The organism is Rhodococcus sp. HNM0569, from assembly GCF_012726205.1.
Taxonomy (GTDB): Bacteria; Actinomycetota; Actinomycetes; order Mycobacteriales; family Mycobacteriaceae; genus Rhodococcus_F.
Genome location: NZ_JAASAE010000008.1, coordinates 26902 through 53616, shown reverse-complemented (window position 1 = coordinate 53616; position 26715 = coordinate 26902). Strand labels below are relative to the sequence as shown.

The following is a 26715-nucleotide window of genomic DNA, read 5'->3' as shown; positions in this document are numbered from 1 at the left end:
TCGTCGCAGTCCCTGCCTCCACCGCTTCAGTATCCAGCGGGCGGCTGAGAACCTCCTGAGCACGCGCTGCGGCCTGGGCGCGGGTGTGCTTCACTGCCGCGAGTGAGTCGGGTTCAGCAGGTACACCGCGGTCATGTCTTCCACGTCGCGGGTGCGCCGTCGCTCGCCGATGCCGCGTCGTCACTCGTGTCGATTCCCGACGGCGCGCTCGTGGTCGACGAGGCAGGCGTCGTCGCCTGGTGTGGTCGGTTCGCGGACCTGCCCGACGCCCTCCGCACGGCCGATGTGCGCGACCACCGGCCCGGTTTCCTGTTGCCCGGTTTCGTCGACACCCACGTGCACTTTCCGCAGACCTTCTCGTACGACGCGTACGGCGGCGAGCAACTGCTCGAATGGCTCGACAGGTGCATCTTCCCGGCCGAGGCGCGGCTGCGCGACCCCGAGTTCGCGGAGCTCGCGGCGGGCGCCTTCTGCGATCGCCGGATCGCGGCGGGCACGACGTCGGCGATGGTGTTCGGGTCGGCGTTCCCGGACGCGCAGGACGCGCTGTTCCGGGAGACGCGGCGACGCGGGCTGCGGATCGTCAGCGGCCGCGGCATCCAGACCGACGGTCCCGAGGCCGCATCGGCGCTCGTGACGAGCGAGGACGACGCGCTCGCGCTGACCCGCGACGAGATCGACCGGTGGCACGCCGTCGACACGGGGGACCCGGCCACCGCGCGTCTCCAGGTGGCGGTGGTGCCGCGTTTCGCGCTGTCGGTCACCTCACGCACGCTGCGCGGGCTCGGCGAGCTGTACGACGACGTCCGTGGGCGCGGCGTGTACTTCCACACGCACCTGAGCGAGAACGATCGGCCCGGCACCGGCGAGATCGCGCAGACGACGCAGAAGTTCGGGTGCCGACGCTATCTCGACGCATACGACGGGCGGTTCCTGCCGGACTCGGCGCTCGGCGGCGCGAGTCTGCTCGGAAGGCGCAGCATCTTCGCGCACGCGGTGCACTGCTCCGACGGCGAACTCGCCAGGCTCGCCGCGACGGGGTCGTCGATCGCGCACTGCCCGACGTCGCAACAGTTCCTCGGTTCGGGCACGATGCCGTGGCGGCGCACCGCGCGCTCGGGCGTCACGATCGCGATCGGCACCGACGTCGGCGGCGGCGACGAATGGCTGATCCCGCAGGTGCTCGCCGATGCCTACAAGGTGCACATGTCCGAGCCTGCCGCCGTGGCCCTGCACCCGGCGCAGCTGTTGTTCTCCGGCACGCTCGCCGGTGCGCGGGCTCTCGACCAGGAATCGCGCATCGGCAACTTCGACGTCGGCAAGGACGCCGACTTCGTGGTCGTCGACCCCAGCCGCTGGCCACCGTTGGACGCTGCCCTCGACTACGGAATCCGTTCGTCGGATGCCGAACTCGCACGCGATCAGACGCTGTTCACCCTCCTCACCGCGATGCGCGAGCCGGCGATCGCCGAGGTGTACGTCGCGGGCTCGCTCGTGGCGTGAGCGCGTCCCGGCCGCATGCGCTGCGGGCGGCCGCTGCGTCGGCTAGCTTGACCGTTCATGCTGACCTTGCAGGGAGCGCTTGCCGTGTTCGCGGGCGACGGGCGCGAGTTCCCCGGTGCGCACCCCGGCGACGTCCACACCGGCGGCGGCCGTATCCAGGCCGAGCGGGCCGAGGGGTCTGCGGTGCTCGACGTGTCCGGGTGCGTCGTCACGCCGGGGCTGGTCAACGCGCACCATCATCTGTTCCAGACCGCGTTTCGCACCCTGCCCGACGCCAAGGGCGTGCCGATGGCGCAGTGGCTGCCGACGATGGCCGCCGCGTACTCCCGCGCCGGGGTCGATCCCGAGATCGGGAATGCCGCTGCGCGAGCGGGACTCGCGGAAGCACTGCTGTGCGGCGTGACGACGGTCGCCGACCATCACCTCACGTGGCCGGGCCTCACGCCGGCGGCGGGTGTCGAGTTCGCGGACGCGGTGCGCTCGGCCGCGGCGGAGCTCGGTGCGCGGCTCGTGTTCGTCCGCGGCAGCGCGAACGACGACCCGCAGATCGTGGGTGAGTCCGCCGAAGCGATTGCGGCGCAGTGGTTCGTACCCGAGGACGGTGGTGTCACGCTCGACGGCATGGTGCAGCTCGCGGTGGGGCCCGCGGGCGTGCACAGCGACCGGCGCGAGACCTTCGACGCGCTCGCCGACGTCGCGCGCCGGTACGGGTTGCGCAGACGTACGCAAGCGAACGAGCAGGTCGACGTCGCGGTCGCCGCGCAACGGTACGGTCGTCGTCCGATCGAGTTGCTCGACGAATGGGGCTGGCTCGCACCGGATGTCACGCTCGCGCACCTGTGCGCTGTCACCGACGGCGAGATCGCACGGCTCGCATCGGCGGGAGTGAGTGCCACCCACGCACCGGGTTGCGACCTGCCGATGGGGTGGGGTGTCGCCCCGGTCGGGGCACTGCTCGACGCGGGCGTGCCGGTCGGGATGGGGACGAGCGGCGGCGGCAGCAACGACGCCGGTCACCTGCTCGCGGACGGGCGCACCGCGATGCAGGTCGCGCCGCTCGCGGGGCGGGAGCTGCCGGCGCGCGACGTGCTCACGGCGCTCACGCGCGGTGGTGCGGTGGGCCTCGGCCGTCCCGAACTGGGCATCGTCGAGGTCGGCGCGGCCGCGGACCTGTGCGTGTGGGACGTCACCGGCGTCGCGGACGCGGGCGTCGCCGATCCCGTGGCGGGTCTGCTGTGGGCGTCGCCGGGCCGTCGGCCCCGACATGTGCTGGTGGGCGGCGAACTGGTGGTCCGCGACTACCGGCTCGTGACGGCCGACGAGCGTGCCGTCGCCACGCACCTGCGTGGCGTTCTGGCCGACCGCGGGTGAAACCGTCGCCGAGCGGGCTGTTTTCGGGAAAACCACTCGGGCGATGGTCGCGAAATCGCCCATTCGACGGCTACGAGCGCACCGCCCGCGCGGTACACGCGGCGACGACGGCGAGCGCGATCACGAACCACGCGAGCGCATTCCACCCGAAGGACTGGAACACGAGACCGCCGAGCCAGCCGATCACGCTCGACCCCGCATAGTAGAAGAGGTTGTAGAGCGACGTCGCCTGCGCGCGGCCGACCGTCGCACGCGCCCCGGTCCAGCCCGACGCGATCGAGTGGGCACCGAAGAATCCGAAGGTGAGGACGACGAGGCCGGCCAGCGCCGCGATCAGTGACGGGATCATCGTCACGAGGAGTCCGGCGATCATCACGGCGGTCGACGCGGCCAGCACGCGACCGCGTCCGACGCGCGTCGCGGCGTGCCCCGCGAGGCGCGACGACACGGTGCCCGCGAGGTACGCGAGGAAGATCAGGCTGATCACCGACTGTGGCAGCCCGAACGGCGCGCCTTCGAGTCGGAAGCCGAGATAGTTGTAGACGGCGACGAATCCGCCCATCAGCAGGAAACCCTGCGCGAAGAGCGCCAGCATCGCCGGATCGGACAGGTTGTGGCGCAGCCTCTCTCGCAGTGACGTCATCGGTTTGCCGGGGCGTACCGCGCGCGGCGCCGGGACGAGCGAGACGAACACGACGGCGGCGGCGAGTGCGACCAGCGAGACAGTGAGCGACCCGATCCGCCAGTTGCTGTGTTCGGCAACGGGTCCCGCGACGATGCGGCCGAGCAGCCCGCCGAGCGTCGTGCCGGACACGTACGTACCGGCAGCGAGGGCGGCGTGCCGCGCGTGCACTTCCTCGCTCAGGTAGGCCATCGCGATCGCCGGTAGGCCCCCGAGCGCGAGACCTTCGGCGAAGCGGATCCCGACGAGCATCGGCAGCGACGTACTGAGCGGAACGACGAGGCCGAGCACGGTGGCAGCGACGATCGAGGCCGTCATCGCGCGCACCCGGCCGATCCGGTCGGCGGCCACCGACCACGGGATGACGGCGACCGCGATGCCGACCGTCGCCGCCGACACCGCGAGGCTCGACTGCGACGGGCTCACGCCGAGACCGCTCGAGATGAGCGGCAGAATCCCCTGTACCGAGTACAACTGGGCAAATGTCGCAATCCCGGCGCACAGCAGCGCGACGAGGATGCGGCGGTACTCGCGCGACCCACGCGGGTGTCCGGTCCATTCGGCGACGCCCGTACGCGTCGCGGCTGCATCCATGCGGACGACCGTAAGGTTGCGCGATCCGGGGCAACCAATGACGTCGCGGGATGAGGTTATGCCTCACGTGCATGAATGCAGGTCGTCTGTGCTGCGGCGGTCTTGTTCTGTGAGCTTCTGCACCCACGGGCGCCACGGTTTCGTCCGATTCATGCGTCCGGCGCATAAGCTCGGGCGCATGGAGGTGCGCGATCTGCGATGGTTCCTGGTGCTCGCGGAGTACGAGCACGTCACCGACGCGGCCGCGGTGGTGTCGGTGGGGCAGCCGACGCTCTCCCGGGCGATCGGCCGGCTCGAGCGCGAGCTCGGCGTCGCGTTGTTCGATCGCGTGCACGGCCGGGTACGCCTGAACAAGTACGGCGAGGTGTTCCGTGCGCACGCGGTGCGTGCGGTGGGTGAGCTCGACAGTGCGAGCGAACGCATCGCCTCGCTCGTCGACCCCTCGACGGGGACGGTGGTGCTCGGCTTCACCCAGTCCTACGGCACATGGCTCGTCCCCGAGCTCGTCGCGGGCTACAAGGAGCTGGCACCCGGCGTCGACTTCGAACTGCACAGCGACGCGGCCGACCGCGTCGTCGACGACCTTCGGCACGACCGTGTCGACATCGCGTTCGTCAGCCCGCAACCCGCGGGCAACGATGTCGTGTGGGCCGAGCTCGCGGAAGAAGAGCTGTTCGTGCTGTTGCCGTCGTCGCACTCGCTCGCACGAAGGAGCGAGATCGCGCTCACCGACGTCGCGGCCGAGCGGTTCGTGGGCCTCAGCCCCGAGTACGGACTACGCCAGATCGCCGACCGGCTTTGTGCGGATGCGGGTTTCGCGCCGCACTGGACGACTACGTGTTCGGAACTGCCCACTCTTCGGGCGCTCGTCGCGGCCGGGCAGGGCATCAGTATCGTGCCTGCCGCGCACGGCGAACAGTCCTCGCGGGATACGGTTCTCGTCCGCATCGGCGGGGTGCGGGCACGACGGTCGATCGGCATGCTCACGACGGCCGGGCGTCCCTACCCGCCCGCAGTGCAACGTTTCCGCGACTACGTGCTCGCGCGGGCCGGGTCGGCAGCGAGGTGATCGCGCGGCACGCGGCGGCGGCGTCCCGGCTGTACCTCTGCGCGCGAACAGGGTAGAAAGATCGGGCAGGGCACCCGGCTCGGCGGCATGTACCTCTCGTGGGCGTCCGAATTCGCTACGAAAGTGCTCGTTGCCGCCGTTTCGCGACACTCCGATGCCGGTTTCCCCGCGATCGACCGATGTGGTCTACGTTCCCAGAGAAGACCGAACCCGTCACACGAGGAGCTTTGTAATGGCACTGCCGACTTTGACCCCGGAACAGCGCGCTGCCGCGCTCGAGAAAGCAGCCATCGCCCGGCGTACTCGCGCGGAGCTTCGCGACGAACTCAAGGCGGGCAACCAGTCGCTCGCCGACGTGCTCGAGCGTGCCGACAAGGACGAGCTGATCGGCAAGACGAAGGTGCTCTACGTGCTCGAGTCGCTGCCCAAGGTGGGCAAGATCAAGGCGCGCACGATCATCGAGGATCTGGGCATCGCCGAGACCCGCCGCCTGTCGGGTCTGGGCCCGCGTCAGCGCACGGATCTGCTGGCTCGCCTGTCCTGAGTCTTTCGACACCGCCGGTGTGGCGGGCCTTCGGGTCCGCGGCACCGGCGGTGTCGTGTGTGCAGGGTGACGCGAAAGATCTTGGTGTGACGGCGATCTTGTTCTGATCCCTGCGCAGCTGCTACGCGAAGATGCCGCGTGTGAGGATGCCGGCCAGTTCGCGGTACGCGTCGGCGTCCGCGAGCCCTGTCGAGGCGCGTACGCCGCGGGTCTGGATACGCGCCATCATCGTGGCCGTCAGGTCGGCCGCGAACGACGCGTCGACGTCGCGGAACTCGCCCGCGCGCACGCCGTCGTCGATCAGTGCCTCGACGCGCAGTGCGGCCAACCGCGTGTTCTGCTCGTAGACCTCGCGTGCGGGCGCGAACCCCGCGAGGTCGGTCATGAACTGTTCCGACGCGGGAGTGAGCGCGACGCCCACCGCGGTCAGGTACGCGGTGATACGGGCACGGGGGTCGTCCTCGCGTGCCACCGCCGCCTCGACGTCGTCGGTGGCACGCCGGAAGAAGTGCACGGTCGCGGCGCGGACCAGCTGTTCCTTGCTCCCCGCGAGCGTGTAGAGAGTCGACTTCGAGCAGCGCAGCCGCGACGCGATGCCGTCGAGCGTGAGGTGCGCGAACCCCTCGGCGAGCAGCAGCGCCACGAGGGCGTCGAACAACTCGGTACGACGCGACGTCGCGAATGCGCCGCGGGTGCTCTCGGGAGTCGCCATACGCTTGACAGTACTGCAGGCTGGTCGATAGTACTGTCGGACGTACGGCTCGTGCGGTGCGAGCCGGTCCGTGCGAGAAGAGGTCCCTGGTGCCCGTCGACCGTCTGTTGCCCACTCCCGAGGCGCGCGAGCTGATCGAGCTCACGCGCGACATCGCCGACAAGGTGCTCGCACCGATCGTCGACGAGTGCGAGAAGACCGAGACCTACCCGGACGGCGTGTTCGCGACGCTCGGCGACGCCGGCCTGCTGAGCCTGCCGTACCCCGAGGAGTGGGGCGGCGGCGGTCAGCCCTACGAGGTGTACCTGCAGGTGCTCGAGGAGATCGCCGCGCGATGGGCCGCGGTGGGCGTCGCGGTCAGCGTGCACAGCCTCTCGTGCCACCCGCTCATGACATTCGGCACCGAGGAGCAGAAGCAGCGGTGGTTGCCCGACATGCTCGGCGGCGCCACCATCGGCGCGTACAGCCTGTCCGAGCCGCAGGCCGGGTCCGACGCGGCCGCGCTCGCATGCCGTGCCCGCCGTGACGGCGACGATTACGTGATCGACGGGACGAAGGCGTGGATCACCCACGGTGGCGTCGCGGACTTCTACAACCTGTTCGCGCGTACCGGCGAAGGCTCCAAGGGCATTTCGTGCTTCCTCGTGCCGAAGGACACCGAGGGACTCGAGTTCGGCAAGCCCGAGGAGAAGATGGGTCTACGCGGCGTGCCCACCACGTCGGCGTTCTACGACGGCGCGCGTGTGCCTGTCGAACGGCGCGTCGGCGAAGAAGGGCAGGGTCTCCAGATCGCTTTCAGTGCACTCGATTCCGGTCGTCTCGGTATCGCCGCGGTCGCGACGGGCATCGCGCAGGCCGCGCTCGACGAGGCCGTCCGGTACGCACACGAGCGCGAGACCTTCGGCAAGAAGATCGCCGATCACCAGGGCCTCGGCTTCCTGCTGGCCGACATGGCGGCGGCCGTCGACTCGGCCCGCGCCACCTACCTCGACGCCGCCCGCCGACGCGACGCGGGCCTGCCGTACTCGCGTCACGCGTCGGTCGCGAAGCTCGTCGCGACCGACGCCGCGATGAAGGTCACGACCGACGCGGTGCAGGTGTTCGGCGGCTACGGGTACACCACCGACTTCCGTGTCGAGAGGTTCATGCGCGAAGCCAAGATCACCCAGATCTTCGAGGGCACCAACCAGATTCAGCGTTTGGTCATCAGCCGCGCCCTGTGAGCACTTAACGAGTCCCTGTACGCCTTTTTCACGCACAGGGTGGCGCGGTCAGCGGATCGTGGCGCCCGCGTCGACCGGGAACGCGGTTCCGGTCACGTAGCGGGCTTCGTCGGACGCGAGGAACATCAGCGCGTGGGTGACGTCGATGCTCTCGATCCGGGAGACGGGCAGGCTGTTCGTGAACACGGCGCCGAGGTCGGGCCGTCGGTCGAGCAGCGACGGCAGCACCGTCGAATGTCCTTGCGGCGTATCCACCCCGGTCGGGAGAACGAGGTTCACGCGCACGTTCCGGTCGGACAGTTCGAGTGCGAGCGAGCGGCACACCCCGACGAGGGCGTGTTTCGCGGCGACATACGGCAGGTAGAACGGCAGGCCGACGACGCTGCCCGTCGAGCCGGTGATCACGATGCTGCCGCCGCCGGCCGAGACGAGGTGCGGGATGGCGACGGCGCACGTGTTCCACACGCCGGTCAGGTTGACGTCGAGTGTCGTGTCCCAGATCTCGGGTGTGACCTCCTCGAGCGGTTGCACCGAGCAGATCGACGCGTTGGCGCTCACGATGTCGAGCCGCCCGAACCGTGCGACGCCCTCGTCGACGACGGCGCGCAGGGCGTCGCGGTCGCGGACGTCGCAGCGGGCCGCGTGGATCCGGCCGCCGACGGCGTCGACCTGCCGCACCGTCTCGGCGAGCCCGTCGCCGTCGCCCATCGGGTACGGCACGAAGTCGATCTGCTCGCAGATGTCGACCGCGATCACGTCGGCGCCTTCCTCTGCGAAACGTACCGCGTGGCAGCGTCCTTGACTCTGGGCCGCACCGGTGACGAACACGACCTTGCCGGAGAACCTCACACGCTTCCTCTCCCGCGAGCCGGGTGGGGAAAGTCGATCCGTGTCATCGAGGGCCTTCCGTCGTCGGTCCCGCGAGTCAACGTCCGTTCGGGCGCGTGTTCAACACCGCGTCCCGATGGGCGGGAGGCATTCCTCTCGTGAGTGATTCAGGCGTACGGAGACTCGTCAAGTGCTCACAGGGTGCCGCCGGCCGCGAGCCGCATCAGGTCGGTGTCGAGCGCGATGTCGTCGACGCCTTGCTCCGCGCGCGTCGCGTTGCCGCCGAAGGTGTGCTGGTAGCTGCCCCAGGACTGGTCGAGGATGCGGGTGCGCACGCGCGCCGTCATCATCGTCACGAGTTCGCCCGCGACGCGCTCGATGCGCTCCGACAGCGACGTGTGCCCCCAGTCGTCGGGCGCCGCGAACACGGACGTCGGTACCGGCATCGCCCGCATGTACGCGAACAGCGGCCGCAGTTGTTCGTCGGGCACGAGCGCGTGCCGCGCGGTGCCTGCCGTGGCGGCGAGCGCGATGGGCGTCGCGAGCAGCAGGTCGTTGTCGAGCACGTCGACGAACGACTTGAACAGCCCGCTCACGCCCGCCTTGTAGACGGGCGTGCTGACGACGACGCCGTCCGCGGCGGCAAGCGTGTCGATCGCCGCCTGCAGCTTCTCGCCGGCGAAACCAGACACGATCGCGCCCGCGATGTCGCCTGCGAGCGAGCGCAGTTCGATCACGTGGATGTCGACTTTCTCGTCCGCGTCGGCGGCGAGGTCACGCGTCTTCGCCGCGATCTTGTCGGCGAGCATGCGACTCGACGACGGGTCGCTCGTACCCGCGTTGACGACGACGAGGCGCATCGGCCCGGTCTCGGGTGTAGTCATGTCCGTCTCCAGTTCAGTTCGGTGCGGCGATGCGTTCGCACAGCTCCCGCAGCGTCTCGAGCTCGTCGGCCGTCAGGCCCGCGAGCGCGTCGTCCACTTCGCGGGCGTGCCTGCGGCCCAGTGTCTTCTGCACGGAGCGACCCTCGTCGGTCATGCACACGACGACGCCGCGTCCGTCGCCGGGCGCCGGCTTGCGCTCGAGCAGACCGCGCTCGGTGAGCCGGTCGACGAGCCGTGACAAGGCCGGCTGGCTCAGCAACACACTGCGGTTGAGCTTCGAAAGGCGAATGCCGTCAGGATGTTTCGCGACGGTGTAGAGGACGTCGTATTCGCGGATCGAGAACTCGCCCCAGATGTCGTCGTCCGTGAACCGCCGCGTGAGGGCGACCTGCGCGTGCAGGAGCGCCTCCCACGCGGCGTTCGCGGCCTTGACGGTGCCCGCCATCAGAGCGTCGGGTACTGGGCTGCGGATTCGCTGTCCTGGTAGGGCGACGAGCCCGTGACGTTGTCGCCGCGGTTCGCGTTCGGGCGGGGCTGACGCACCTCGCCGTCGCCGTACTTGGCGCGCACCAGGCTTTCGTGCGTCGGCGCGTCGGGTGTGCCGGGGGCCTTGTGCGCCTCGGTCTCCTTGCGCAGCACCGGCACCACCTCTTCGCCGAGCAGGTCGAGCTGCTTCAGCACCGTCTTCAGCGGCAGGCCGGAGTGGTCTTCGAGGAACAGCTGACGCTGGTAATCGCCGAATGTCTCACGGAAGGTGAGGGTCTTGTCGATGACTTCCTGAGGGCTGCCGACCGTCAGCGGCGTCGCCTTCGTGTACTCCTCGAGCGACGGGCCGCCGCCGTAGACGGGGGACTCGTCGAAGTACGGCCGGAACTCGTTCACGGCGTCCTGCGAGTTCTTCGCCATGTACACCTGGCCGCCGAGGCCGATGATCGCTTCCTGCTTGGTGCCGTGGCCGTAGTGCTCGTAGCGCTGACGGTAGAACTCGATGAGCCGCTTGAAGTGCTCCTTCGGCCAGAAGATGTTGTTGGCGAAGAAGCCGTTGCCGTAGTACGCGGCCTGTTCGGCGATCTCGGGGCTGCGGATCGAGCCGTGCCACACGAAAGGCGGCACGTCGTCGAGTGGACGCGGGATGGACGTGAAGCCCTGCAGCGGCGTGCGGAAGTTGCCTTCCCAGTCGACGACGTCTTCGCGCCACAACCGGTGCAGCAGGTTGTAGTTCTCGAGAGCGAGTTCGAGACCCTTGCGGATGTCCTGGCCGAACCACGGATACACGGGTGCGGTGTTGCCGCGGCCGAGCATGAGGTCCATGCGGCCGTTCGACAGGTGCTGGAGCATCGCGTACTCCTCGGCGAGCCGCACCGGATCGTTCGTCGTGATGAGGGTGGTCGACGTCGTGACGATCAGTTTTTCCGTCTTGGCCGCGATGTGCGAGAGCAGGGTCGTCGGCGACGACGAGAAGAACGGCGGGTTGTGGTGTTCCCCGATGGCGAAGACGTCGAGGCCCACTTCCTCGGCGTGCTCCGCGATCGTGACGATGTCCTTGATCCGCTCGGCCTCGCTCGGTGTGTAGCCCGTCACCGGGTCGCGCGTGACGTCGCTGACGGAGAAGATTCCGAACTGCATGAGCGTGTGCCTCCGTGTCGTGCTGTCGACGGCGCCGGGCGGGTGCGCGGCGCCTACACAGGGACACAACCATCATGCGTTTGCATGTATTCCCGCGGGTTTGCCCAGGCTGACCTGGGTGTCGGAGGATATGCGTACGCCCCGGGTCGCGCCGTCACCCCAGCGCGTTCGGTGCGTGGGTTGACGGCGCGCCCCCAGGGCTGGGGTGGGCTCACCAGGGCATCGGGACCCACCAGTTCCAGAACCAGAAGCCGTGGCCGTTCTGCTGAGGCTGCCATTGCTGATGGGGCTGGGGCTGCTGCGGGGCCTGCTGCTGGGCGGGAGCCGGCTGGTTCGGAACCGGCCCGGGATTCGCGCTTGCAACGCCCGCGCCGAGCCCGAGAGCTGCGACGCCGATCGTTCCGGCTGCGGCACCGCGCACCAAAAGCTTCTTCATGGGTGTCCCTTCGTTCCGGCGACCGGTCTTCCGGCCGCACAGAGAAGGCTGCGACCGAAACCTGTTCTGCACTTGATGTTTCGCTGGCAGTGCGCTGACAAGGACGCTGTACCGTCCGGCTGGTACAGTGCCGGGCATGCGTCGCATCCGCGCCTCCGGGACCACGAAGTGGGGGCTGCTCGCGCTCGCCATCGTGTGCGAGGTGACCGCCACCCTGTCGCTGCGGCAGAGCCTCGACCATCCGGCGTGGCTCGTGGTCGTCGTCACCGGCTACGCCGGCGCCTTCGTCGCGCTCGCGCTGGTGCTGCGTACGGGTGTCCCCATCGGCGTCGCGTACGGCGTGTGGGCCGCCATCGGTGTCGCGGCCACCGCCGTGCTCGCCGCCGTCCTGTTCGACGACCCGCTGACGGTGCAGATCGGCATCGGCATCGCCCTGGTCATCGTGGGTGTGCTGCTCGTCGAACTCGGCTCGCATCCCCCGGGGACGGAGCCTCTGGACGCGCCGGAGCGGGACGTGTCATGAGCTGGGTGTTCCTGATCGGCGCGATCCTGTTCGAGGTGTCCGGCACGCTCGCGATGCGCGCGTCCGAAGGTTTCCGCAAGAAGGCGTGGGTCGCGCCCGTCGCCGTGTCCTATCTCGTCGCGTTCGCGTGCCTCGCCGCGAGCCTCGGGCAGGGCATGCCGGTGGGCATCGCCTACGGCATCTGGGCCGCCGCGGGCGTCGCGCTCACCGCGGTGCTCGCGCGCATCCTCTTCCGCGACCCGCTCACCTGGGTGATGGGCCTCGGCATCGTCGTCATCATGGCCGGTGTGCTGGTCATCGAGACCGCCGCACAGCACTGATCACGCGTACGCGCACGACAGATCCCACTGCGCCAGCCGTTCGGGATCGGCCACGATGTTCATCGCGACGACCCGCCCGTCGGCGACCGCGAACGCGGCGACCGACGCCACCCGCCCGCCCTTGAAGGACACGACGCCGATGCCGTCGTTGAGGCGCAGCATGCGGGTGCGCTCGACGAACTGCTGGAATGTGACCGCGCCCCGCGCCGCCGCGTCGGCGCCGACGATGCGCCGCGGAAGCTCGTCGCGTGCGTTGTCGGTACGGATGACCATGTCCGGAGCGAGGACGCTCATCAACTCGTCGAGGTCGCCGCCGCGTGCCGCCGACAGGAAAGCGTCCACGACGCGGCGTTGTTCGGCGAGTGGTACCGGCGCGGGCGCGCCCGACTGCACGCGGGCGCGCGCCCGACTGGCGAGCTTGCGGGTCGCGGCGGGAGTGCGTTCGACGATCGGTGCGATCTCCTCGAACGGCATCGCGAACAGATCGTGCAGCACGAACACGAGCCGCTCGGTGGGCGAAAGAGTTTCCAGGACGACGAGCAGCGCGACGCTCACCGAATCGGCCTGCACCGCATCGTGTTCGGGTCCGTGCGTGTCGAGCGGTGCGAGGACCGGATCGGGCACGTGCACGTCGTCGAGCGACTGTTCCGGATGGGTGCGTCGAGTGCGCAGCATGTTCAGGCACACGCGCGAGGTGACCGTGGTGAGCCAGCCCGCGAGGTTCTCGACGCCGTCGACGCTCGCTGTCGACGCCCGCACCCACGCATCCTGTACCGCGTCCTCGGCATCCGCGAGGGAACCGAGCATGCGGTAGGCGACCGCACGAAGGTGATCGCGGTTCTGCTCGAACGTGCTGGTCAGCGGATCGGTTGTGCTCATCGGTCACATTTCCTCTCGCGGGGGTGTCGTAGTGGTGAACCGCACGAACCGTCGACGTGACAGTACGTCGACGCACCGACAGGAGGACCCATGTCTGCACGGATGACCAATCCCGCCCAACTGCTGCCCGACGCGATGACGGCGATCCCGCACCTGCTCGGTGCGGCCGAACAGGGCGGTTTGTCGAAGGAACTGCGCGAACTGGTGTGCCTGCGCGTCAGCCAGATCAACGGCTGCTCGGCGTGCGTGCACGCGCACGCGAAGACACTGCAGGCCGAGGGCGTGGCCGACGAGAAGATCTTCGGCGTCACGGCGTGGCACGAGTCGCCGTTCTTCGGCGAGGAGGAACGTGCGGCCCTGCGTCTCGCCGAGGCAGCGACCCGGCTCGCCGACGCGCCACGCGAAGCCGTGTCCGATGCGGTGTGGAACGAGGCGGCCGACCTGTTCGACGAGAAGGCGCTCGCGTCGCTCGTGCTCACGGTCGCGACCATCAACTTCTTCAACCGCATCAACGTGACGATCCAGGAGCCCGCGGGCACCGTGTGGTGAGTGCACGCCGAACGTGGCCTCCCCATCCGCGAGCCGCCGAATATAGCCTTGCCTGATTCGACAGGTGGGAAGGGTGGCACGCGGATGGAGACGGCGGTACCGGCGGCGTTGGCTGGCCATTCGTTGCTGGTGCTGCTCGTGCAGCTCGCGGTGCTTCTCGCCGCCGCGGTCGCGCTGGGCCGGCTCGCCGTGCGGGTCGGACTGCCCGCGATCACCGGAGAGTTGTTCGCGGGCGTCGTGCTCGGCCCGTCGCTGCTCGGGCAGTTGCGGCCCGGGATGCACGCCTGGCTGTTCCCGTCCGACACCGCGCAATTCCATCTGCTCGACGCGGTCACGCAGGTGGGGCTGTACCTGTTCGTCGGGCTCGCGGCCGCGCAACTCGACGTCGAGTTCCTCGGCAGGCACCGGCGCACCGTCGCGCTGGTGAGCGTGTGCGCGTTCGCGGTGCCACTCGCGCTCGGTATCGCCACCGGGACGGTGTTGCCCGATTCTCTCGCGGGCGAGGGCATTCCGACGCTCGTGTTCGCGCTGTTCCTCGGCACGGCGATGTCGGTGAGCGCCGTGCCCGTCATCGCCAAGACGCTCGCTGAGCTGAACCTGTTGCACCGCAATGTCGGTCAGCTCACCTTGATTTCGGGTGCCACCAACGACGCGATGGCGTGGATTCTGCTCGCCGTCACCGCCGCGGCGGCCGCGTCGGCGACGGCAGGCGGCTCCGGTGAGGGGTCTGCATCGCACGTCGCGGTGACGGTGGTCGCGATCGTGGGCGTCGCCGTCGCGGCCCTCGTGGTGCGCAAGCCGGTCGGCCAGCTGGTCACGGCCCTGCACAGCCGCGCCGACGACTCGCCGACGCTCGTGCTGCCCGTCGTCGTCGCGCTCGTCCTCGGGTGCGCGGCGGGCACCCAGGCGCTCGGTGTCGAGGCGGTGCTCGGCGCGTTCGCGGCCGGCTTCGTGCTCAGTTCGGTGCCCGCCGCCGCCCTCGCGCCGTTGCGCACCGTCGTGCTCGCGGTCTTCGCGCCGCTGTTCCTCGCGTCGGCGGGGCTGCGCGTCGACCTGTCGGTGTTCCGGCACGGCGAGATCCTCGTCGCCGCACTGGTCGTCCTCGTCGTCGCCGTGATCGGCAAGTTCGCCGGGGCCTACGCGGGCGCCCGGCTCGCTCGCATGCCGCGGTGGGAATCGTTCGCCCTCGGCGCGGGCCTCAACGCGCGCGGTGCGGTCGAGATCGTCATCGCCCTCATCGGTGTGAGCCTCGGTGTCCTCACCGACGAGTCGTACGCGATCATCGTGTTCGTCGCCGTCGCGACGTCCGTCATGGCCGCGCCGTTCCTGCGCGCCGCGATGAAACGCGTCGACGTCACCGTCCTCGAACAACAACGCCTCGAACTCATGGACGGCCCGAATGAACCCGCAGCCGACGACCGCAGCAGCGGCGAGCGGCACTGACTCCACCGGCGAGATTCACGGGCGCCGTCGCGCGCCCGTACGTAGGCTCGGCATCGTGACGATTCTGGTGACGGGCGCGACGGGAAACATCGGCCGAATGGTCGTCGACCATCTGCTCGCACGCGGTGCGACCGACGTGCGGGCACTGAGCAACAAACCCGACCGGGCACGCCTTCCCGACGGTGTGGCGGTGCACAAGGGTTACCTGCGCAATCTCGACAGTCTTGACGGGGTGTTCGACGGGATCGACTCGATGTATCTCGCTCCGACACCCGAGACCACAGCCGAGGTACTGGCGCTCGCGAAGGCGGCGGGCGTGCGCTACGTCGTGGACCTGTCGGGCGAACACGAGAGCCACTGGGGTGACGTGACCCGTGCGGTGGAGGACTCGGGTATCGCGTGGACCCATCTGTGGCCGGGTGAGTTCATGGAGAACAGCACCATGCTGGCCGAGCAGATCGCGAATCACGGTGTCGTGCGCGAGCCCTTTCCCGATGCCGCGGATCCGCTGATCACCATGAACGACATCGCCGAGGTGGCTGCGGCTCTCCTCCTCGACGGCGACGGCACCCACGTCGGGGAGGCGCTGACGCTCACCGGGCCCGAGTCGCTCAGCCGACGCGAGTTGGTGCGTCGCATCGGAACTGCACTGGGTCGTGATCTCGAGTTCCGGCAGGTCTCGGTGGCGGAGGGTATCGAGGCCCTCACGCCCGCGATGGGCGACTACGCGCGCTGGTACGTGGAGCTCAGAGAAGGTGGCGCGTACAGCCTGCCCGCCAACGACCTGGTGCAGCAGATCACCGGGCGCCCGGCCACGAGCATCGACGCGTGGCTGGCGACGCACGCCGACCAATTCCGCTGAGACGTAACGGATCAGCCTGCGAGGACTTCGTTGAAGGCCTCGGTGGTCGAGGGATGCGTGAAGATGGTGTCGCGCAGTTCGGTGGCAGTCACGTGATGCCGCATCGCAAGCGCCACCGTGTTGATCACCTCCTGCGAGTCCACACACAGCAGGGTCGCGCCGAGGATCTCGTCGGTTTCGGCGTCGACCACGGCCTTGATGATTCCCTCCGTGCGGCCCACGATCTTCGGGCGCGGCATCGTCGCGATGTCGGCCACCTTCTTCGCAGTCACCCGAACGGTTCGGCCGGCGTCACGTGCGGCCCGCTCGGTGAGTCCCACCTGGGACAGCGGGGGCGTCACGAACGTGGTGGTCGGCACCGCGACCCGATCGCTCACTCGACGCGTCCCGTCGCCGAGCAGGGTGTCGGCGACGATGCGGTAGTCGTCGAGCGAGAGATAGGTGAACTTCGGCCCGGTGTGGACATCGCCGATCGCGTAGATGTGGGGGGCGGACGTGCGGAGCTGGTCGTCGACGACGATCGCGCCACCCGGGTCGGTGTCCACACCCGCCGCGTCGAGCGCGAGACCGTCGGTCGCCGGAATCCGGCCGGTGGCGACGAGAACGGCGTCGGCGGTCCACGTCCGCTGAGTGCCACTCGACGACGCTGTCACGACGACGCGTTCGCCGTCGTCGTCGAAGCGCGTCACCTCGGTGCTCTCCACGATGTCCACCCCCGCGACGGTCAGGACGTCACGCAGGGCCTCCGCGACGTCCGCGTCGTCGTGGGGTGCGATCCGTGTGTGGTGGCTCAGCAGTGTCACCTGCGAGCCGAAATGCGCGAACAGGGAGGCGAATTCGAGACCGATCGGGCCGTCGCCGAGCACGACCAGATGTTTGGGGAGCGGGTCCACATGCTGGATCGTCGTCGAGTCGTGGATGCGGGGGCCGTCCGCACCGGGCACGGTCGAGCGCGCGGGCCGCGATCCGGTGTTGATCACGATCGTCTCGGCGGAAACCTCGACCGGGCCCTCTGCGGTGGCGACGGAGACGTGGGTGGGGCCGGTGAAGACCGCGCGACCGTCGAGCAGCGTGATGCCCGGTTCGCTGTCGAGCATGTCGTAGTTCTTTTTCCGCATCGCCGCGGTCAAGGCATCCCGTCGCTGCACCGCCGCGGAGAACGCGGCCACGGGAGTATCCGACGGCGACCGGGTTTCGCCGTCGTGCACGAGGGCCTTCGTGGGAACACAGCCGATGTTGATGCACGTGCCCCCGTACATGAGCGCCGACTCCTCGACGACGACCACACTGCGCCCCGCCTTCGCCAGTGCGCGTGCGAGTGTCTTGCCGCCTTTGCCCCATCCCACGATCAGGACGTCGGTCATCGATCCACCTCTCTCCGGTCGGCACCAACGTACCCGGCTGTTCGCTGCGGCACGCTCGGAAACGGGTTATGTGGCTGCGGGTTCCGACAATGCGGTGTGATGGGGAATGGGCCACGAAATCGGGCAAAACGGCGTCCGCGACACGGCTGCGGCCCTAGCCTCGAAGTCACGAGCGGCGTTGCTCCCGGCCTTCGCCGCGTGCACCTGAGGAGTCCCGATGGGCCAGCTCGACGGCAAGGTCGTTTTCGTCACCGGTGCGGCGCGAGGGCAGGGACGAAGTCACGCGGTGCGGCTCGCGCAGGAGGGCGCCGACGTGATCGCCGTCGACGTGTGCCGTCAGGTCGAGACGGTGCCGTATCCGACGGCCACGTCCGACGACCTCGAGGGCACCGTCCGGCAGGTGGAGGCGCTCGGCCGTCGCATCGTCGCGGCGGAGATCGACGTGCGCGACCTCGCGGGTCTGAAGAAGACGGTCGACGCGGCCGTGGACGAGCTGGGCCGGCTCGACATCGTGCTCGCGAACGCAGGGATCTCGGTGCCCGCCCCGACGCTGGAGATGTCCGAGGAAACCTGGTCGACGATGATCGACATCAACCTGACCGGCGTGTGGAAGACGTGCGCGGCGGCGGTGCCGCACGTCGTCGCGGGCGGTCGCGGCGGTTCGGTGGTGCTCACCAGTTCGCTTGCCGCGCTGAAAGCGAACGCCAACACGGCGCACTACACGGCCGCGAAAGCGGGACTGGTGGGGCTTATGCGGGTACTCGCGCTCGAACTCGCACCGCACAACATTCGCGTCAACACCGTGCATCCCACGGCCGTCGCCACCGAGATGATCCTCAACGAACCCACCTACAAGCTGTTCCGGCCGGACCTCGAATCGCCCACCCGCGCCGACTTCGAGGAAGCCGCATTCACCCTCAACAAGCTGCCCATCGCGGCACTCGAGGCATCCGACGTCACGGATGCGGTGCTGTATCTCGTCGGAGACAGCGGCCGGTACGTCACCGGCACGACACACGTCGTCGACGCGGGTGGTCAGCTCTGAGCGTCGGCGTCGGTTAGTCTTCCCGCGGCCGTACCGGCCGACGACAGGGGGAGGACGACATGATTCCGGAGCAGAAACTGGTCGACGAAGCGCGCGAGCGGGCGGTTCAGCTCGTGATGCCGGGCTTCACCACGTTCGACGACGTGCACGCGTCCGTCGCGGAGGTGTTCGTGGACGCGTCCCGCGACGAGGCGCTGCGGCACGCGTACCCGATCGCGCTCGGGGTGTGGGACGCGAAGCTCGCGACCGAGGCCGCGCACGTCGGCCAGGGCGACTACGACCGGCTGGTGGCCGCATTCGACGCCCTCGACGAGCGGGGCATCGTGACACGCATGAACTTCTCGTGCTGCGCCACATGCAGTTTCGAGGAGATCGACGACGAACGCACACCCGCGCAGCCGGACGAGTACGGCTACCCGTGGAAACACTGGGGGTACGCGTACTTTCACGGCCAGGACACGCAGGGTGTCGCGTCCCGCCCGGGTTCGCTGTGGCTCGCGTTCGGTGCGTTCGTGCCGCGTCGTGAGTTCGACGCCGCCGCCTACGACACGGCCCGCGCCGGCTCGCACGAGGCGAACGACCGGGTGTGGGCGCTCGCCGAGGAAGCGGCCGGCCGACTCGTCGTCGAGGCGCTCGAGGCACAGGGCCTGAGGGTCGAGTGGTCGGGCAGCCGCCGCGACCGCATTTCCGTCGTCGACCTCGACTGGCGTAAGCACGTGCCGCGCTGATCCCTCCCCGCCCCCGCCGGTCACGATGTGACACGAAGTGCATCGAACGCACTCGATGTGACATCGTGACCGCCCGAGTTCGCGGCTCTCGTCACCGAACACATCTGCTGAGAGCCGCGAGCGCAGCGGACAGTTCGACTATCCCGACCCGTACACCGTCCTGAGCACCAGCTCGAGTTGTGCGTCGATGTATTCGTCGATGGTGAAGCGTTCGGCGAAGTGCCAGTGTTTGAGCGCCCAGCCGTGGGCGAGCATCATGGCGTCGAACACGACGAGGTCGACGTCGAGGGCCTTCGACACCACACCGGCGTCGACGGCGGCGTCGAGTTCGCGGCGGATCGGCTCCGACGTCTCCACCTCGAGGGTCTTGATGCGTCCGCGGCCTTCGGCGTCGAGGGTGCGGGACTCGCGGTAGGTGAGGACGACGGCGTCGAGGTTTTCGTCGACGATCTGGAAGTAGCGGCGCAGGCCGGCGACGAACCGCTCGATCGGGTCGTCGCCTGCCGCGTCGATGGCGGGTTCGAGCTGGTCGCGGAACGCTTCGAGGATGTCGACGATGGTGGCTTGCAGCACGTCCTCTTTGCCGCCGAAGTACTTGTAGATGAGTCCGACGCTCACCTTGGCTTCGTCGGCGAGGGCCTGCATCGACATCTGGTGGAAGCCGGTGCGCTCCATGACGCGCACTGCGGCATTGAGCACCTGACGGCGCCGCGAGTTGGTGCGGGCCACCCGCACTGCTTCGTCGACGGGCAGGGCCTCACGCTCGACGGACATCACCGACCTCCTTCTTTCTGCCGCTCGGGTCACAGTACGCGTCAGATTCCGAGGTCTTTCGCGACGATCGTCTTCATGATCTCGGTGGTGCCGCCGTAGATCGTCTGGATGCGGGCGTCGACGAACGCCCGCGACACCGGGTACTCGCGCATGTAGCCGTAGCCGCCGTGCAGTTGCAGGCACCGGTCGGCGGTGCGGACCTGCAGTTCGGTGGCCCACCACTTGAGCTTCGCGGCGCGGGCGGCGGTGAGTTCGCCGCGCACGTGTTCGGCGATGCAGTCGTCGAGGAAGGTGCGGGCGATGTCGAGTTCGGTGGCGAGTTCGGCGAGCACGAACTGCGAGTTCTGGAAGCTCGCGACGGGCCGCCCGAACGCCTTGCGTTCGCGCACGTACTCGAGGGTCTTCTCGAACACGCCTTCCGCGGCGGCGACGGCACCGACGGCGAGCGAGAGCCGCTCCTGCGGCAGGTTGTGCACCAGCTGGTAGAAGCCGCGACCTTCGTCGCCGAGCCGGTTGGCGACGGGCACCCGCATGTCGGTGAAGGTGAGCTCGCTGGTGTCCTGCGCGTGCAGCCCGATCTTGTCGAGGTTGCGGCCGCGTGCGAAGCCGGGGGTGTCGGCGTGGACGACGAGCAGCGTGAGGCCCTTGTGCTTGTCGGTTCCGGTGCGGACGGCGACGACGAAAGTGGTGCCGTTCTGGCCGTTGGAGATGAACGTCTTGGAGCCGTTGACGACGTAGTCGTCGCCGTCGCGGACGGCGGTGGTGCGGATGCCGGTGAGGTCGCTGCCGGTGCCGGGTTCGGTCATCGCGATGCCGAGGATCGTGTCGCCGGTGACGGTGCCGGGCAGCCACCGCGCCTTCTGCTCGTCGTTCGCCATGTCCGTCAGGTAGGGCAGGACGACGTCGTTCTGCAGCGAGAAGGCGATCGCGGCGGACGCGGCGCCCGCACGGCTGACCTCGTCGACGACGATCGCGTGGTAGCGGAAGTCGTCGACGCCGGGCCCGCCGAACTGTTCGGGCACGGGGAACCCGAGCAGGCCCTGCTTCCCGGCTTCGGTGAACAGGGCCGAGTCGAGGCGGCCCGCCTGCTCCCACTCCTCGTGCAGCGGAAGGACTTTGTCGCGGACGAAAGCGCGGACGGCGTCGCGGAACTGGATGTGCTCGGGGTCGAGGACGAGCGAACTCATGGCGTGGCTCCTGTCAGCGGAAGGCGTTCTCGCCGGTGAATTTCTGGCCCAGCACGAGCTGATGCATCTCGGGGGTGCCTTCGTACGTGAGCACCGACTCGAGGTTCACCATGTGCCGGATGACGGGGTATTCGAGGGAGATGCCGTTGCCGCCGAGGATGGTTCGGGCGGTGCGGCAGATCTCGATCGCTTCGCGGGTGTTGTTGAGTTTGCCGAAGCTCACCTGTTCGGGCCGCAGCCCCACGGCGTCCTTGAGCCGGCCGAGGTGCACCGACACGAGCTGGCCTTTGTGCAGTTCGACGGCCATGTCGGTGAGTTTGGCCTGGGTGAGCTGGAATCCGGCGAGCGGTTTGCCGAATTGGACGCGCTGCATCGAGTAGTCGCGCGCGGCCTGCCACGCGCTCCGTGCGGCGCCCATCGCGCCCCACACGATGCCGTAGCGGGCTTCGGACAGGCTCGACAGCGGCGCCTTGAGCCCGATCGCGTCGGGCATGCGCAGCCGCTCCGGGATGCGGACGTCGTCGAGGACGATCTCGCCGGTCACCGACGCGCGCAGCGACAGCTTGTGGTGGATCGTGGGCGCCGAGAAGCCCGGTGTGTCGGTGGGGACGACGAATCCGCGGATGCCGTCGTCGGTGTTCGCCCACACGACCGCGACGTCGGCGATGGGGGCGTTGGTGATCCACATCTTGCGGCCGTTGAGGATCCAGTCGTCGCCGTCGCGTTTGGCGAAGGTCTTCATCGACGCGGGATCGGAGCCGGCGTCGGGTTCGGTGAGGCCGAAGCAGCCGATGGTCTCGCCCGCGGCCATGCCGGGCAGCCATTCCTGTTTCTGCTCTTCCGATCCGCAGTTCCAGAGGGAGAACATCGCGAGCGAGCCCTGCACGGACACGAGCGAGCGGATGCCCGAGTCGCACGCCTCGAGTTCGAGGCACGCGAGGCCGTAGTGCACGGCGGACGAGCCGCCGCACCCGTAGCCGTCGAGGTGCATGCCGAGGACACCCAGCTTGCCGAACTCGCGGGCCAGCTCGCGCGCGGTGGGCAGGTCGCCCGCCTCGAACCAGTCGGCGATGTGCGGGGTGACGTGTTCGGCGCAGAAGCCGCGCACCGAGTCGCGCACCGCGATCTCATCGTCGGAGTAGAGGGCGTCGATGTCGAGCGGGTCGAGAGCGTCGAACCGCCGCGGTTTTCCGGTCGTAGTCATGGTCTGATCCTCACGCGGTGGGGGAGGCGAGTGAACTCGGGGTGGTGAATCCGCCGGACGCCATCTCCTCGCGCGCCGACGCGCTCGCCTTGTAGTGCAGTTTCTTGCCGGTGGCCGAGACCGGCAGCGAGTCGACGAACCGGTAGGCGCGGGGCCGCTTGAACGTCGAGAGCATCGGGTGCCGACGGCAGTGCGCGTCGAGGGTGTCGGCGTCGCCGGTGCTCTCGGGGTCGGCCGGCACGATGTAGGCGACGACCAGCTGACCCCACTTGTCGTCGGGCACGCCGACCACGAGGCTGTCGGCGACCGACGGGTGCGCGTTGAGCGCCTCCTCCACCTGCACGGGGTGCACGTTCTCGCCGCCGGAGATGAGCATGTCGTCCTTGCGGCCGACGATCGTGACGAACTCGTTCTCGTCCCACGTCGCGAGGTCGCCGATGTGCAGCCACCCGTCGTGGTACTTCGCCTTCTCCTGCTCGGGCGAGTCGACATAGGCGAGAGCACCTTTGGGGGAGCGGATCGCGACCTCGCCGACGGTGGTGCCGTCGCGCGGCACCGTCTCGTGCGGGTGCGCGAGCCGGTCGCCGAACACCTCGAGTACGAGGACGTCGTCGTCGATGCACGCGCGGCCCGCGGTGCCCGCCATGTCCGGCAGGTCCGACGGCCGCAGGAAGGTGCTCCAGAAGCCTTCGGTGCTGCCGTAGCCGTTGAAGATCCGCGGGTTGAGCACCTGCTGATAACGCAGTGCCGCTTCGCGTTCGAGCGGTGCGCCCATTGTGACGATGCCGCGTAGACTCGACAAGTCTCGTGCCTTCGCCTCCTGCGCGGCGGCGAGCATCGCGAGGTTGGTGGGCGCGCCGATCAGGAACGTGATGCCGTACTCCTGCACCCAGTCGAGCGTCGTCTCGGGGTCGAAGGTGCGCATCGGCACGAGCGACGACCCCAGGTAGAAGGTCGGATTGGGGCCCGCGCAGTACAGGCCGCCGCGGTGGAACCACGGCGTCATGTTCAGCGTCGTGTCCTCGGGGGCGAGGGGGACGTGCATGATGACGTCGTGCGCACTGAGGATCTCGGCAGTGCTGTTGAGTGGCACACCTTTCGGCATGCCCGTCGTGCCCGACGTGAAGAGGCGGGTGGTCTCGTCCCACGCCGTGTGCGGCACCTCCGGCGGGGGAGTCGACGACGCCAGCTCGTCCCAGCGGAGTGACTGTGCGCCCGGTGCGGTGACGGGTTCGCCGTCACCGACCGCGACGAGCACGGCAGGGGTGTGCGACGCGCGCGCGAGCGCGTCCGACACCATCGGCGTCAGATCGGTGTCGTAGACGAACACCGTCGGGGTGTTCGCTTCGAGGATGAACGCCGTCTCGCCCGCCGCGAGACGGAAGTTCATCGGCGACCCGACGGCCGCCGCGGCCTGCGTCGCGAGATAGAGCTGCGCGAACTCGGGCCCGTTGAACAGCTGGTAGGCGACGACGTCGCCGGGGCGCACGCCGCGTTCGGCCAGGCCCGCGGCGATCGCATCGACGCGGTCGCCGAGCTGCCCGTACGTCCACGTCTCGCCCGTGTCGGGCGACGTCATCGCGACGCGGCCCCGGTACCGATGCGTGTTGCGGCGGAAACCGTTGATGTAGGTGAAGTCGTTCTCGAAGTAGGCGCGGTACGCGCGCGCGTCGTACGTCATTGTTCGACCCTGTCTGTGGGTATGAACGAAAGGGGGATGACGAGTCGGCCGGTCAGCCGGCCATCGTGAGGCCGCCGCTGACGCTGAGCACCTGACCGGTGATGAACGACGCGGCATCGGATGCGAAGAACACGACGGGCGCGGCCACTTCTTCCGGCTGCGCGAGTCGGCGGAACGGGATCGCCCGGGTGAGAGCCGCTTTCAGCTTCTCGTCCTGGGCCTGGAACAGCGGTGTGTCGGTCGGGCCGGGGCACACGCAGTTGACGGTGATCTGGTGGCGGGCCATCTCGCGGGCGAGCGACTTCGACAGTGCGATGACGCCGCCCTTCGCGCCCGCATAGATACTCTCGCCCGCGCTGCCGACGCGTCCGGCGTCGGACGCGAGGTTGACGATGCGACCGCCGCCCGCCTCGGTCATCGCAGGAAGGAACGCGCTGCACATGTGGACCGGGCCGAGATAGTTGATCGCGACGACCTTCTCGGCGAATTCGGTGGTGGCGTTGAGAAACTGGTCGGTGCGGTCCCACCCCGCCGCGTTGACGAGGATGTTCGGCGTGCCGACCTCGTTGGCCACCTGCTCGCGCAGTGCGTCGACGGCCGCGCGGTCCGCGACGTCGACCTGCATCGCGACGATGTGATCGGGGTCGACGGCCGCGGTGTTCTTCGCCGCCTCGAGGTCGAGATCGGCGGCGACGACGCGGTCGCCGCGCGCGGCGAGGGCAAGGGTGATCGCCTTGCCGATGCCGGACCCGGCGCCGGTGACGACGGCGATGTTCTGCTGCTCGGTCATGTCGGGTCTCCTTATGCGCGAACGAACTTGCCGAAGTTGGCCGGACGCTTCTCGGCGAAGGCGGCAGCGCCTTCTTCACCTTCGGGCGAGTGCGTGAACAGGTCGAGTGCGCTCATTGCGAGGTTGCTCAGGCCGGCCTGGTGGTCGGTGTCGGCGTTGAACGACTGCTTGAGGAAGCGCAGTGCCGTCGGGCTCTTCGCCGCGATCTCCTCGGCGACCGACTTCGCTTCCGTCAGAAGCTGATCGGCGTGAACGACCCAGTTGACGAGGCCCCAGCGTTCGGCGGTGGCGGCGTCGTACTGCCGGCACAGGAACCACATTTCGCGGGCGCGCTTCTCGCCGACGACGCGCGCGAGGTAGGCGGAGCCGAAGCCGGCGTCGAACGAGCCGACGCGCGGGCCTGCCTGACCGAACTTGGCGGTCTCGGACGCGATCGACAGGTCGCACAGCACGTGCAGCACGTGACCGCCGCCGACGGCGATGCCGTTGACCGCCGCGATGACCGGCTTGGGGATGTCGCGGATGAGCTTGTGCAGGTTGCCGATCTCGAACATGCCCGACTCGGTGGGGCCGTAGTCGCCGGTCTCGGCGCGCTGCTTGACGTCGCCGCCGGTGCAGAAGGCCTTCTCGCCTGCGCCGGTGAGGATGACGGCCTGAACCGAGTTGTCGGCCCACGCGGAGCGGAACGCCTTGATCAGCTCCTCGACCGTCTTACCGCGGAACGCGTTGTAGCGGTGCGGCCGGTTGATGGTGATGACGGCGGCGGCCTTGTCGACCTCGTAGGTGATGTCTTCGTACGTGCTCATCGTGGACTCCTCCAGACGGTGCTCGAACGAGCGGTGAGTGAATGTGTGTTCTGAATAGAATGAACGTACATTCACGCCGGAAGGGGTGTCAAGGGTCACAGCCGGGGAAAGTTCGGGTGCGCGGCCGTGGTGTGCTTCGGCGGAGTGACGCTCCGCCGCGATTTCTGTCATGCAGGATGCATGAAATGTGTTGACGCGCTGTGATACCCAGGCGATTCTGGGCTGATCCGGTTGTGAAACGCTGCGGCCTGTGGCGGCGATCATCGGGCTACAACCTTCACACTCTCGAGAAAACCGGAGAAGCCCATGAGCGGACACGATGTCCAGCCGGGTTCCAAGTCCCCACTCGGTCGGGGCAAGAAAATCGCGATCGGTGTCGGTGGCGCACTCGTCGGCCTGATGGCCATCGGTGCGGTCACGGGCAACGACGACGAGTCGACCCCCGCATCGGTCGAGACGGTCGTGAGCGCGACGTCTCCGGCGCCGACGCGGACCACGATCGTCGCGCCGGTCAAGGCGACCACGACCACTGCCGCCGCGACCACTACTACGACAGTGGCGGTCGTGGAGGTGCCCGTTGCGCCCACCTCGACATACATCGCCCCGGTGGTGTCGGAGGTCGCTCCCGCCCCGGCGCCAGCTCCTGCCCCGGCGCCTGCTCCGGCACCCGAACCGGAGTACGAGGCGCCGCACAGCTCCTCGGTCTACTATCAGAACTGCTCGGCAGTGCGCGCTGCCGGCGCGGCGCCGCTGTACCGGGGCGACCCCGGGTACAGCAGCAAGCTCGACAGGGACAACGACGGCGTCGCATGCGAATGACACCGGTCGCGATGCGCGCGGGGTACGAACATCAGCAGTACATGCAGGGCAACTCGGTCGGGCTCTACGGCAGGTACCAGCCGCCGCACGTGTGATCGAAGATCCGGGTGGGGCAGCGCGTCGCGATCAGCGCTCTCGCTGCTCCACCCGGATCGCGCGGTATCGGAAGGGCGGCGTACTCGACGCCGCCGACGCCCCGGGCGGCTGTTCCTCAGTGTCCCAGCTGTGCAAGATTCCTTGGCTCGGCATCGGGCCATTATGTCCGCTGA

General features: G+C 68.9%; 28 protein-coding genes. 13 read left to right on the top strand and 15 right to left on the bottom strand.

All coding sequences use genetic code 11. From position 1 onward, the window contains the following. Positions 1 to 102: 102 nt before the first annotated feature. Positions 103 to 1503 carry a guanine deaminase gene (locus HCA44_RS12815; protein ID WP_169648962.1) on the top strand — a complete coding sequence of 467 codons (1401 nt, stop codon included), beginning with the start codon at positions 103 to 105 and terminating at the stop codon, positions 1501 to 1503. 57 nt (positions 1504 to 1560) lie between these two features. After that, positions 1561 to 2874, top strand: coding sequence for an amidohydrolase family protein (locus HCA44_RS12810; protein ID WP_169648961.1), 1314 nt, complete (start codon positions 1561 to 1563; stop codon positions 2872 to 2874). Positions 2875 to 2944: 70 nt separating this feature from the next. On the opposite strand, the gene HCA44_RS12805 is transcribed toward HCA44_RS12810, so the two are convergent. Beyond that, positions 2945 to 4150 (bottom strand): MFS transporter, encoded by a 1206-nt coding sequence (locus HCA44_RS12805; protein ID WP_169648960.1) that lies wholly within the window; start codon positions 4148 to 4150, stop codon positions 2945 to 2947. Positions 4151 to 4328: 178 nt separating this feature from the next. On the opposite strand from HCA44_RS12805, the gene HCA44_RS12800 reads away from it, so the two are divergent. Both HCA44_RS12800 and mihF read left to right on the top strand, forming a co-directional pair. Beyond that, a complete protein-coding gene (locus HCA44_RS12800; RefSeq protein ID WP_169648959.1) occupies positions 4329 to 5219 on the top strand; it encodes a LysR family transcriptional regulator in 891 nt (296 codons plus the stop codon). A 232-nt stretch (positions 5220 to 5451) separates the two neighbouring features. After that, positions 5452 to 5763 carry an integration host factor, actinobacterial type gene (gene mihF, locus HCA44_RS12795; RefSeq protein ID WP_169648958.1) on the top strand — a complete coding sequence of 104 codons (312 nt, stop codon included), beginning with the start codon at positions 5452 to 5454 and terminating at the stop codon, positions 5761 to 5763. 121 nt (positions 5764 to 5884) lie between these two features. On the opposite strand, the gene HCA44_RS12790 is transcribed toward mihF, so the two are convergent. Beyond that, entirely contained in the window at positions 5885 to 6475 is a 591-nt protein-coding gene (locus tag HCA44_RS12790) for a TetR/AcrR family transcriptional regulator (RefSeq protein ID WP_169648957.1), read from the bottom strand. Positions 6476 to 6564: 89 nt separating this feature from the next. On the opposite strand from HCA44_RS12790, the gene HCA44_RS12785 reads away from it, so the two are divergent. After that, positions 6565 to 7698, top strand: a complete 1134-nt coding sequence (locus tag HCA44_RS12785) for an acyl-CoA dehydrogenase family protein (RefSeq protein ID WP_169648956.1) — start codon at positions 6565 to 6567, stop codon at positions 7696 to 7698. 48 nt (positions 7699 to 7746) lie between these two features. Here the strand turns inward: HCA44_RS12785 and HCA44_RS12780 are convergent, their stop codons facing one another. The 5 genes from HCA44_RS12780 to HCA44_RS12760 form a co-directional block, all read right to left on the bottom strand. Continuing rightward, entirely contained in the window at positions 7747 to 8547 is an 801-nt protein-coding gene (locus HCA44_RS12780) for a mycofactocin-coupled SDR family oxidoreductase (protein ID WP_169648955.1), read from the bottom strand. A gap of 173 nt (positions 8548 to 8720) precedes the next feature. Next, positions 8721 to 9410 (bottom strand): CE1759 family FMN reductase, encoded by a 690-nt coding sequence (locus HCA44_RS12775; RefSeq protein ID WP_169648954.1) that lies wholly within the window; start codon positions 9408 to 9410, stop codon positions 8721 to 8723. Positions 9411 to 9423: 13 nt separating this feature from the next. After that, positions 9424 to 9855, bottom strand: coding sequence for a MarR family transcriptional regulator (locus HCA44_RS12770; RefSeq protein ID WP_169648953.1), 432 nt, complete (start codon positions 9853 to 9855; stop codon positions 9424 to 9426). Continuing rightward, on the bottom strand, positions 9855 to 11036 hold the full coding sequence (locus HCA44_RS12765; protein ID WP_169648952.1) for an LLM class flavin-dependent oxidoreductase: 1182 nt from the start codon (positions 11034 to 11036) through the stop codon (positions 9855 to 9857). The genes HCA44_RS12770 and HCA44_RS12765 overlap by 1 nt, the downstream gene beginning before the upstream one ends. 211 nt (positions 11037 to 11247) lie before the next feature. After that, positions 11248 to 11472 carry a hypothetical protein gene (locus HCA44_RS12760; RefSeq protein WP_169648951.1) on the bottom strand — a complete coding sequence of 75 codons (225 nt, stop codon included), beginning with the start codon at positions 11470 to 11472 and terminating at the stop codon, positions 11248 to 11250. A 136-nt stretch (positions 11473 to 11608) separates the two neighbouring features. On the opposite strand from HCA44_RS12760, the gene HCA44_RS12755 reads away from it, so the two are divergent. Then, the gene (locus tag HCA44_RS12755; protein WP_169648950.1) at positions 11609 to 11995 is read left to right on the top strand and encodes an SMR family transporter; all 387 of its coding nucleotides are present in this window, start codon (positions 11609 to 11611) and stop codon (positions 11993 to 11995) included. Next, positions 11992 to 12315 (top strand): multidrug efflux SMR transporter, encoded by a 324-nt coding sequence (locus HCA44_RS12750; RefSeq protein WP_169648949.1) that lies wholly within the window; start codon positions 11992 to 11994, stop codon positions 12313 to 12315. Before HCA44_RS12755 ends, HCA44_RS12750 begins: the two co-directional genes overlap by 4 nt. Here the strand turns inward: HCA44_RS12750 and HCA44_RS12745 are convergent, their stop codons facing one another. Next, on the bottom strand, positions 12316 to 13194 hold the full coding sequence (locus HCA44_RS12745) for a sigma-70 family RNA polymerase sigma factor (protein ID WP_169648948.1): 879 nt from the start codon (positions 13192 to 13194) through the stop codon (positions 12316 to 12318). It abuts the gene before it with no gap. Positions 13195 to 13284: 90 nt separating this feature from the next. On the opposite strand from HCA44_RS12745, the gene HCA44_RS12740 reads away from it, so the two are divergent. The 3 genes from HCA44_RS12740 (at position 13285) to HCA44_RS12730 (ending at position 16048) form a co-directional block, all read left to right on the top strand. Beyond that, positions 13285 to 13743, top strand: coding sequence for a carboxymuconolactone decarboxylase family protein (locus tag HCA44_RS12740; RefSeq protein ID WP_169648947.1), 459 nt, complete (start codon positions 13285 to 13287; stop codon positions 13741 to 13743). A gap of 84 nt (positions 13744 to 13827) precedes the next feature. Continuing rightward, positions 13828 to 15186 carry a cation:proton antiporter gene (locus HCA44_RS12735; protein WP_169648946.1) on the top strand — a complete coding sequence of 453 codons (1359 nt, stop codon included), beginning with the start codon at positions 13828 to 13830 and terminating at the stop codon, positions 15184 to 15186. A 55-nt stretch (positions 15187 to 15241) separates the two neighbouring features. Then, a complete protein-coding gene (locus tag HCA44_RS12730) occupies positions 15242 to 16048 on the top strand; it encodes an NAD(P)H-binding protein (RefSeq protein ID WP_169648945.1) in 807 nt (268 codons plus the stop codon). An 11-nt stretch (positions 16049 to 16059) separates the two neighbouring features. On the opposite strand, the gene HCA44_RS12725 is transcribed toward HCA44_RS12730, so the two are convergent. Beyond that, positions 16060 to 17412 carry an FAD-dependent oxidoreductase gene (locus HCA44_RS12725; RefSeq protein ID WP_169648944.1) on the bottom strand — a complete coding sequence of 451 codons (1353 nt, stop codon included), beginning with the start codon at positions 17410 to 17412 and terminating at the stop codon, positions 16060 to 16062. Positions 17413 to 17629: 217 nt separating this feature from the next. Between HCA44_RS12725 and HCA44_RS12720 the strand changes: the two genes are divergently transcribed. Together HCA44_RS12720 and HCA44_RS12715 are read left to right on the top strand one after the other, a co-directional pair. Then, positions 17630 to 18457, top strand: coding sequence for a mycofactocin-coupled SDR family oxidoreductase (locus tag HCA44_RS12720; protein ID WP_169648943.1), 828 nt, complete (start codon positions 17630 to 17632; stop codon positions 18455 to 18457). 59 nt (positions 18458 to 18516) lie between these two features. Continuing rightward, on the top strand, positions 18517 to 19185 hold the full coding sequence (locus HCA44_RS12715) for a hypothetical protein (protein ID WP_169648942.1): 669 nt from the start codon (positions 18517 to 18519) through the stop codon (positions 19183 to 19185). A 138-nt stretch (positions 19186 to 19323) separates the two neighbouring features. On the opposite strand, the gene HCA44_RS12710 is transcribed toward HCA44_RS12715, so the two are convergent. The 6 genes from HCA44_RS12710 to HCA44_RS12685 are packed head-to-tail and all read right to left on the bottom strand — an operon-like array spanning position 19324 to position 25627. Continuing rightward, positions 19324 to 19959: a TetR/AcrR family transcriptional regulator gene (locus HCA44_RS12710; protein WP_169648941.1), complete on the bottom strand. Its 636-nt coding sequence runs from the start codon at positions 19957 to 19959 to the stop codon at positions 19324 to 19326. A 41-nt stretch (positions 19960 to 20000) separates the two neighbouring features. Next, a complete protein-coding gene (locus HCA44_RS12705; RefSeq protein WP_169648940.1) occupies positions 20001 to 21146 on the bottom strand; it encodes an acyl-CoA dehydrogenase family protein in 1146 nt (381 codons plus the stop codon). A 13-nt stretch (positions 21147 to 21159) separates the two neighbouring features. Continuing rightward, entirely contained in the window at positions 21160 to 22350 is a 1191-nt protein-coding gene (locus HCA44_RS12700; protein ID WP_169648939.1) for an acyl-CoA dehydrogenase family protein, read from the bottom strand. A 10-nt stretch (positions 22351 to 22360) separates the two neighbouring features. Next, complete coding sequence (locus HCA44_RS12695) at positions 22361 to 24031, bottom strand: AMP-binding protein (RefSeq protein ID WP_169648938.1); 1671 nt, start codon at positions 24029 to 24031, stop codon at positions 22361 to 22363. 52 nt (positions 24032 to 24083) lie between these two features. Beyond that, the gene (locus HCA44_RS12690; protein ID WP_169648937.1) at positions 24084 to 24821 is read right to left on the bottom strand and encodes an SDR family oxidoreductase; all 738 of its coding nucleotides are present in this window, start codon (positions 24819 to 24821) and stop codon (positions 24084 to 24086) included. An 11-nt stretch (positions 24822 to 24832) separates the two neighbouring features. Then, on the bottom strand, positions 24833 to 25627 hold the full coding sequence (locus tag HCA44_RS12685; RefSeq protein ID WP_169648936.1) for an enoyl-CoA hydratase-related protein: 795 nt from the start codon (positions 25625 to 25627) through the stop codon (positions 24833 to 24835). A gap of 306 nt (positions 25628 to 25933) precedes the next feature. Here HCA44_RS12685 and HCA44_RS20790 point away from each other — a divergent pair, with 306 nt between their 5' ends. Further along, positions 25934 to 26446 carry an excalibur calcium-binding domain-containing protein gene (locus tag HCA44_RS20790; protein ID WP_206038084.1) on the top strand — a complete coding sequence of 171 codons (513 nt, stop codon included), beginning with the start codon at positions 25934 to 25936 and terminating at the stop codon, positions 26444 to 26446. Positions 26447 to 26715: the final 269 nt, after the last annotated feature.

Excerpts from the sequence above, each read along its gene's own strand:
- HCA44_RS12810 (WP_169648961.1), top strand. The coding sequence starts at position 1,561 with ATGCTGACCTTGCAGGGAGCGCTTGCCGTGTTCGCGGGCGACGGGCGC.
- HCA44_RS12805 (WP_169648960.1), bottom strand. The coding sequence starts at position 4,150 with ATGGATGCAGCCGCGACGCGTACGGGCGTCGCCGAATGGACCGGACAC.
- HCA44_RS12800 (WP_169648959.1), top strand. The coding sequence starts at position 4,329 with ATGGAGGTGCGCGATCTGCGATGGTTCCTGGTGCTCGCGGAGTACGAG.
- mihF (WP_169648958.1), top strand. The coding sequence starts at position 5,452 with ATGGCACTGCCGACTTTGACCCCGGAACAGCGCGCTGCCGCGCTCGAG.
- HCA44_RS12790 (WP_169648957.1), bottom strand. The coding sequence starts at position 6,475 with ATGGCGACTCCCGAGAGCACCCGCGGCGCATTCGCGACGTCGCGTCGT.
- HCA44_RS12775 (WP_169648954.1), bottom strand. The coding sequence starts at position 9,410 with ATGACTACACCCGAGACCGGGCCGATGCGCCTCGTCGTCGTCAACGCG.
- HCA44_RS12770 (WP_169648953.1), bottom strand. The coding sequence starts at position 9,855 with ATGGCGGGCACCGTCAAGGCCGCGAACGCCGCGTGGGAGGCGCTCCTG.
- HCA44_RS12765 (WP_169648952.1), bottom strand. The coding sequence starts at position 11,036 with ATGCAGTTCGGAATCTTCTCCGTCAGCGACGTCACGCGCGACCCGGTG.
- HCA44_RS12760 (WP_169648951.1), bottom strand. The coding sequence starts at position 11,472 with ATGAAGAAGCTTTTGGTGCGCGGTGCCGCAGCCGGAACGATCGGCGTC.
- HCA44_RS12755 (WP_169648950.1), top strand. The coding sequence starts at position 11,609 with ATGCGTCGCATCCGCGCCTCCGGGACCACGAAGTGGGGGCTGCTCGCG.
- HCA44_RS12750 (WP_169648949.1), top strand. The coding sequence starts at position 11,992 with ATGAGCTGGGTGTTCCTGATCGGCGCGATCCTGTTCGAGGTGTCCGGC.
- HCA44_RS12745 (WP_169648948.1), bottom strand. The coding sequence starts at position 13,194 with ATGAGCACAACCGATCCGCTGACCAGCACGTTCGAGCAGAACCGCGAT.
- HCA44_RS12740 (WP_169648947.1), top strand. The coding sequence starts at position 13,285 with ATGTCTGCACGGATGACCAATCCCGCCCAACTGCTGCCCGACGCGATG.
- HCA44_RS12735 (WP_169648946.1), top strand. The coding sequence starts at position 13,828 with ATGGAGACGGCGGTACCGGCGGCGTTGGCTGGCCATTCGTTGCTGGTG.
- HCA44_RS12725 (WP_169648944.1), bottom strand. The coding sequence starts at position 17,412 with ATGACCGACGTCCTGATCGTGGGATGGGGCAAAGGCGGCAAGACACTC.
- HCA44_RS12720 (WP_169648943.1), top strand. The coding sequence starts at position 17,630 with ATGGGCCAGCTCGACGGCAAGGTCGTTTTCGTCACCGGTGCGGCGCGA.
- HCA44_RS12715 (WP_169648942.1), top strand. The coding sequence starts at position 18,517 with ATGATTCCGGAGCAGAAACTGGTCGACGAAGCGCGCGAGCGGGCGGTT.
- HCA44_RS12710 (WP_169648941.1), bottom strand. The coding sequence starts at position 19,959 with ATGTCCGTCGAGCGTGAGGCCCTGCCCGTCGACGAAGCAGTGCGGGTG.
- HCA44_RS12705 (WP_169648940.1), bottom strand. The coding sequence starts at position 21,146 with ATGAGTTCGCTCGTCCTCGACCCCGAGCACATCCAGTTCCGCGACGCC.
- HCA44_RS12700 (WP_169648939.1), bottom strand. The coding sequence starts at position 22,350 with ATGACTACGACCGGAAAACCGCGGCGGTTCGACGCTCTCGACCCGCTC.
- HCA44_RS12695 (WP_169648938.1), bottom strand. The coding sequence starts at position 24,031 with ATGACGTACGACGCGCGCGCGTACCGCGCCTACTTCGAGAACGACTTC.
- HCA44_RS12690 (WP_169648937.1), bottom strand. The coding sequence starts at position 24,821 with ATGACCGAGCAGCAGAACATCGCCGTCGTCACCGGCGCCGGGTCCGGC.
- HCA44_RS12685 (WP_169648936.1), bottom strand. The coding sequence starts at position 25,627 with ATGAGCACGTACGAAGACATCACCTACGAGGTCGACAAGGCCGCCGCC.
- HCA44_RS20790 (WP_206038084.1), top strand. The coding sequence starts at position 25,934 with ATGAGCGGACACGATGTCCAGCCGGGTTCCAAGTCCCCACTCGGTCGG.